Annotated in this window: 5 protein-coding genes and 1 pseudogene; 2 read left to right on the forward strand and 4 right to left on the reverse strand. The window is 74.1% G+C overall.

Annotation, left to right across the window (positions count from 1 at the left end; translation table 11 throughout):
* A pseudogene (locus STRAU_RS12770) lies at nucleotides 1-434 on the reverse strand (AfsR/SARP family transcriptional regulator); the annotation flags it as partial.
* Nucleotides 435-512: 78 nt separating this feature from the next.
* A complete protein-coding gene (locus tag STRAU_RS12775; RefSeq protein ID WP_106967902.1) occupies nucleotides 513-1,331 on the reverse strand; it encodes an MmyB family transcriptional regulator in 819 nt (272 codons plus the stop codon).
* A gap of 81 nt (nucleotides 1,332-1,412) precedes the next feature.
* On the opposite strand from STRAU_RS12775, the gene STRAU_RS12780 reads away from it, so the two are divergent.
* The gene (locus STRAU_RS12780; protein ID WP_016640715.1) at nucleotides 1,413-1,850 is read left to right on the forward strand and encodes a VOC family protein; all 438 of its coding nucleotides are present in this window, start codon (nucleotides 1,413-1,415) and stop codon (nucleotides 1,848-1,850) included.
* 150 nt (nucleotides 1,851-2,000) lie between these two features.
* Nucleotides 2,001-3,119: an ADP-ribosylglycohydrolase family protein gene (locus tag STRAU_RS12785; protein ID WP_078621175.1), complete on the forward strand. Its 1,119-nt coding sequence runs from the start codon at nucleotides 2,001-2,003 to the stop codon at nucleotides 3,117-3,119.
* 43 nt (nucleotides 3,120-3,162) lie between these two features.
* On the opposite strand, the gene STRAU_RS12790 is transcribed toward STRAU_RS12785, so the two are convergent.
* Together STRAU_RS12790 and STRAU_RS12795 are read right to left on the reverse strand one after the other, a co-directional pair.
* A complete protein-coding gene (locus tag STRAU_RS12790) occupies nucleotides 3,163-3,960 on the reverse strand; it encodes a DJ-1/PfpI family protein (RefSeq protein WP_016640719.1) in 798 nt (265 codons plus the stop codon).
* Nucleotides 3,957-4,943 carry a GlxA family transcriptional regulator gene (locus tag STRAU_RS12795; protein WP_016640718.1) on the reverse strand — a complete coding sequence of 329 codons (987 nt, stop codon included), beginning with the start codon at nucleotides 4,941-4,943 and terminating at the stop codon, nucleotides 3,957-3,959. Before STRAU_RS12795 ends, STRAU_RS12790 begins: the two co-directional genes overlap by 4 nt.
* Nucleotides 4,944-5,029 lie beyond the last annotated feature (86 nt).

Genomic DNA, 5,029 nt, shown 5'->3' on the forward strand with positions numbered 1-5,029 from the left:
AGCACGGCCACCGGGTCGCCGGTCTCACCGGCCGCGTCCGGGGTGCCCGCCCACAGCGCGAGCCCGGCCTCGGCCGCGGCCAGCGACGCCGCGTGGTCCCCGGCCCTGGCCCGCTCCGCGCTCGCGGCGGCGTGCAGCAGCAGCGCGGAGCTGTCGACCCGGTCCTCGGCGAGGGTGAGCCGGTATCCCGTCGGTGTGCTCGCGATGACGTCCGCGCCAAGGCCCGCCCGCGCCCTGGACACGAGGACCTGCACCGCTTTGCCCGGCCGCTCCGGCAGTTCGGCGTCCGGCCACAGCCCCGCCACGAGCCGCTCGGTGCTGCAGCCCGCACGCAGGTCGCCCGCGAGCAGCGCGAGGAGACCGCGCAGCCGGGGTGCGGTGACCTCGTGCCCGCGATACGCCACCCGCGGCAGCAGGGTCAGGTCGGTGGTCACCCGTGCAGATTAGCCAAGGCCATGGGCCGAGGCCGCCGAGGCCGGGTCGGCTACCACCTTCGTTGGATAGAACGTTCGTTATAGCGCGGGCGTATGGACCAGGACGCTCCCGCCGCGGGGCTCCGGCGTGCGCAGCAACGTCATCTCGTACGCCGCAGACCCGCCCTGATCCAGGGCGAGTTCGACCCGGTGCGAGGTGAAGTCGCCCACCGACCGGCACCCCCACCAGTCCTCCAGCTCCGGGCACCCTTCGCGCAGCAGCTCCGTGACGCGGGCGCTGCGGGACGTCGGCGGCTCGCGGTCCGCGCGGGTGCGGAAGTGGCGGTAGAGGTCGAGGGCCAGGGGCCGCCAGGCGGGGAGGAGGGCCTGGTGGCGGGGGTCGGTGGTGAGGAGCAGGAGCAGATTGCGGCGGTCCGGGGGTACGTCGGCGGGGTCCGGCCAGCGCGTGGCGTACGCCTTGTTCCAGGTCAGGATGTCGAAGGCGGAGTCGAGCAGCAGGGCGGGGCTCGCCGGCCAGGCGTCCAGCATGGGCTGGTGCGCGGCGGCCGACGACCGCGGTGCGTCCGGGGCCGCCGGGAGCTCCGGCGGCGCGAAGCCCGCGAGTGCCCGTGCGTGGGCGTGCGCCGCCTCGTCCATGCGCAGGGTGCGGGCCACGGCGTCCAGGACCTGGCGGGAGGTGTCCACCCGGCCCTGCTCCAGCCAGGTGTACCAGGCCACGGAGACCCCGGAGAGCGCCGCGACCTCCTCGCGGCGGAGGCCGGCCGTGCGGCGGCGGGGCGTCCGCGGGAGCCCCACGGCCGCGGGGGCGAGGGTCTCGCGGTGGGCGCGCAGGAAGCCGCCCAGCTCGCGGCGCGACGTCCGCGATGTCAGCGATGTCAGCGATGTCAGCGATGCCATCGGGTCCGTCATCCTGTGACCTCCACTCACCCCATGAACACCCCCCTGGCAGGCCCCCATTCCCGGGCCGATGCTTGCCGCATGACTGAAGCGACCGACACCCCCGTCGTCATCCGCCGCCACAACGACTCCTCCCACCTCACCGAACCCCGCACCCTCATCCGCGTCTACACCCCGCCCGGCACCCTGGAGTCCGTCACCGGCTTCTACGAGCGGCTGCTCGGCACGGAACGGGACATGTACTTCACGTATCCGGCCAAGGAACTCACGCTCGCCGTCGTCGGAAGTTTCCTCCTCGTCGAGGCGGAGGAGGAGGTCCTGGAGCCGTTCCGGGCCACCGACGGGACGCTGCTCGTCGACTCCACCGACGCCTTCCTGGCCAGGCTCGCCGCCGAGGACGGCGTCGAGATCCTGGACCCGCCGCACCGCGTTCCCACCGGTACGGGGTTCACGGCCCGGCACCCCGACGGCACCGTCATCGAGTACGTCGAGCACCGGCCGACCCCCTCCGGCAGCTAGCGCTCAACCCTTCTGGGAGGTAGCGCACAACCCCCTCCGGGAGACAGAGAAAGGGCACCTCCGTACAAACCACTTGGGCCCTGAACCCACCGTTCCCGTTCGATTACAGTGCTGCGGAGTCGGACGCCAGGGCACGGGAAAGGGGGTTCGGTGAGCACTGCAGCAGCCACCGGTGTGTGGGGCCGCACCGAGCAGCAGGACTTCCGCAGCCGGGTGCGCGGCACGCTGCTCGGGGCCGCCGTCGGGGACGCCCTCGGAGCGCCCGTCGACGGGCTCGGGCTCGGTGCGATCCGCGAGGCGCACGGCACCGAGGGCCTCACCGAACTCGCCGCCGCGCACGGCAGACGCGGCGCCGTCACCTGCGCCACCCAGCTGATGCTGTTCAGCGTCGACGGGCTGATACGGGCGCAGGTGCGGCGCGACACCGGGGCCTGGCACCCGCCCACCGACCTGCACCGCGCCTACCGGCGGTGGGCCGCGACCCAGCGCGACTGGGGGCCCGACGAGCGCCGCAAGGAAGACGGCTGGCTGGCCCGCGAGGAGTGGCTGTACTCGCGCCGCGACCCCGCCCGTGCCTGCCTCACCGGGCTCGCCGACGACCGCATGGGCACGCTCGACGTGCCGAAGAACCCGGGCGAACAGGGCCCGGAGGCGGCCACCCGGTCGGCGCCCTTCGGGCTGCTCGTCGGGTGGGAACCGCAGCTCGTGCTCCAACTCGCCGTCGAGTGCGCCGTGCAGACGCACGGGCATCCCACGGGCTTCCTCGCGGCCGGCGCGCACACCATCCTCGTGCACGGGCTCGCCCGGGGCGAGTCGCTCGACGGCGCCATCCAGCGCACCCTCGCGCTGCTCGCCGCCCGGCCCGGCCACCAGCCCGTCACCGACGCGCTGCGGCACGCCCTCGGCGCCGTCCGGCAGGGCATGCCCACGGCCACGCGCGTCGAGGAACTGGCCGGTGAGGGCGGGGCGGTGGGCGCGCTCGCCGCCGCCGTGTACTGCGCCCTCGTCGGCGAGGACATCCGGCACGGGCTGCGGCTCGCCGTCAACCACAGCGGCGCGTCGGCCGCGTCCGGCGCGCTGTGCGGGGCGCTGCTCGGCGCCCTGCACGGGGAGACCGCGCTGCCGCCCGGTTGGCTCACGGAGCTGGAAGGGCGCGCCACCATTCTCGAACTCGCGGACGACTTCGCCATGGAGATGACGCAGGGCCCCGCCCTGCACAGCCCCGCCGGCGCGGCCCCGGGCTGGCTGGCCCGCTACCCGAGGGCGTGAGCCCCGCCGGAGTACGGCCGCTCTCAGACTCGCGAGTCCTCTTTCAGACTTGCGAGTCCTCCAGGATCTTCAGCGCCCGCGCCTTCAGCTCCTCGCTCGCCTCCTGCGCGTTCCCCGCGTCGAACGGCGGCCGCGGGTCGTACTCGACGGCGAGCTGGATCGCCTTCGCCGTGTCGTCGTCGGTGAGCTTCGCGGCCAAGTAGAGGGCCATGTCCAGACCGGCCGAGACGCCGGCCGAGGTGATGAACTTCCCTGACTTTACGTAGCGTTCCGGGACGTAAGTGATGTCGAAGGTCTTCTCCATGTACGGGGCCGACGCCCAGTACGTCGTCGCGCGGCGGCCGTCCAGGAGCCCGGCCGCCGCCAGGATCAGCGAACCCGTGCACACGGAAGTGGTGTAACGGGTACGGCGGTTGGTCTCGCGGATCCAGTCGAGGAGGGTCCGGTTCCGCATCGCGGCGATCGTGCCGCGGTTGCCCGCGCCCGGTACGAGGAGGACGTCCAGGCGGCCCGCCTCGTCGAGGGCGCGCTCGGCCAGGACGGCCACGTCACCTGTGTCGGTGCGTACGGGGCCGCGCCGCTCGGCGATCATCGTGACGCTCGCGCCGGGGACGCGGGAGAGGACTTCGGCGGGGCCCGTGGGGTCGAGGAGGCTGTAGCCGTCGTACAGGAGGATGCCGATCCGGGGGCCGTCGCTGCCACCGGTCTTCGGGGGTACGTCTGTGGCGTGCGCGGACCCGGTCGCGGCGAGGCCCGCGGTGGCGAGCGCGGCGGTGGCGGCGGTGCCGCGCAGGACGGTGCGGCGGGTCGTGGTTGTGGGGCGTTCTGTCGGGTGCGTCATGGCACGGGAGTCTCGCGGGGGAGAGGCGTCCGTGGGCGGGGCATGTCCGGCATCCTGCGAATCCTGTCCCCGGGCATGCCGTAGTGGTCCACGAAAGCCTGGCGCAGCGTCTGCGCGGAGCCGAAGCCGCAGCGGCGGGCGATGGCCGCGAGGGACAGTTCGCTGGAGCGCACCAGGTGGGCGGCCGCCTCCGTGCGGGCCGCTCTCACCGCGCGGGCCGGGGTGGTGCCCAGATGGGCGGAGAACAGGCGGGTGAGGTGGCGGGTGCTCACGCCCGCGCGGGCCGCGAGGGCGGCGGGGGACAGGTCCTCGGCCAGGTGCGCCGCGATGTGGCCCGCGAGGTCGCGGACCAGGCGGTCGCCCGGTGGTGGCGCGGCCAGGAACATGCTGATCTGGGCCTGATCGGCGGGGCGGTGCAGATACGAGACCAGCTCGCGGGCCACCGCGCGGGCCAGGGTGGGGCCGTGGTCGTCCTCGATCAGGGAGAGCGTGAGGTCCAGGGCGCTGGTGACGCCCGCGGAGGTGTAGACGTTGCCGTCGCGTACGTAGAGGGGGGCCACGTCCACGGCCACCGTGGGGTGGCGGGCGGCCAGTTGGGCCGCGTAGCCCCAGTGGGTGGTGGCGCGGCGGTGGTCCAGGAGGCCGGCGGCCGCCAGGACGTACGCACCCGTGCAGACGGAGACTATGCGGTGGCTCTGTGCCGCGAGGCGGCGTACGTGGGTGACCAGGTGGGGGTCGGTGGCGGCGTCCTCGTAGCCCGCGCCGCCCACCACCATGAGGGTGTCCAGGGGGCCGGTCACCGTCTCCAGGCGCTGCCCGGCCGCGAGCGCTATGCCTGCCGAGCTGGTGGCCGGGCGGCGGCCCACCGTTCCCAGTTCTATGCGGTACGGAGGGGTCGCGCCGTAGCGGTTGGCTATGTCCAGGGCGCCGCTGGGGCAGGCTATGTCGAGGATTTGGGCGTTGTCGTACGCAACGAGTAGCACGCGTCTCGCGGTCTGCATGGGGGGCAGTCCACCACGGCCCCCACGTTCCGGCTTGGGCCGGTTGGGCCGCCCCTCCCGCCCGCCCG

The sequence above is a fragment of the Streptomyces aurantiacus JA 4570 genome (assembly GCF_000414115.1).
Lineage (GTDB): Bacteria > Actinomycetota > Actinomycetes > Streptomycetales > Streptomycetaceae > Streptomyces > Streptomyces aurantiacus_A.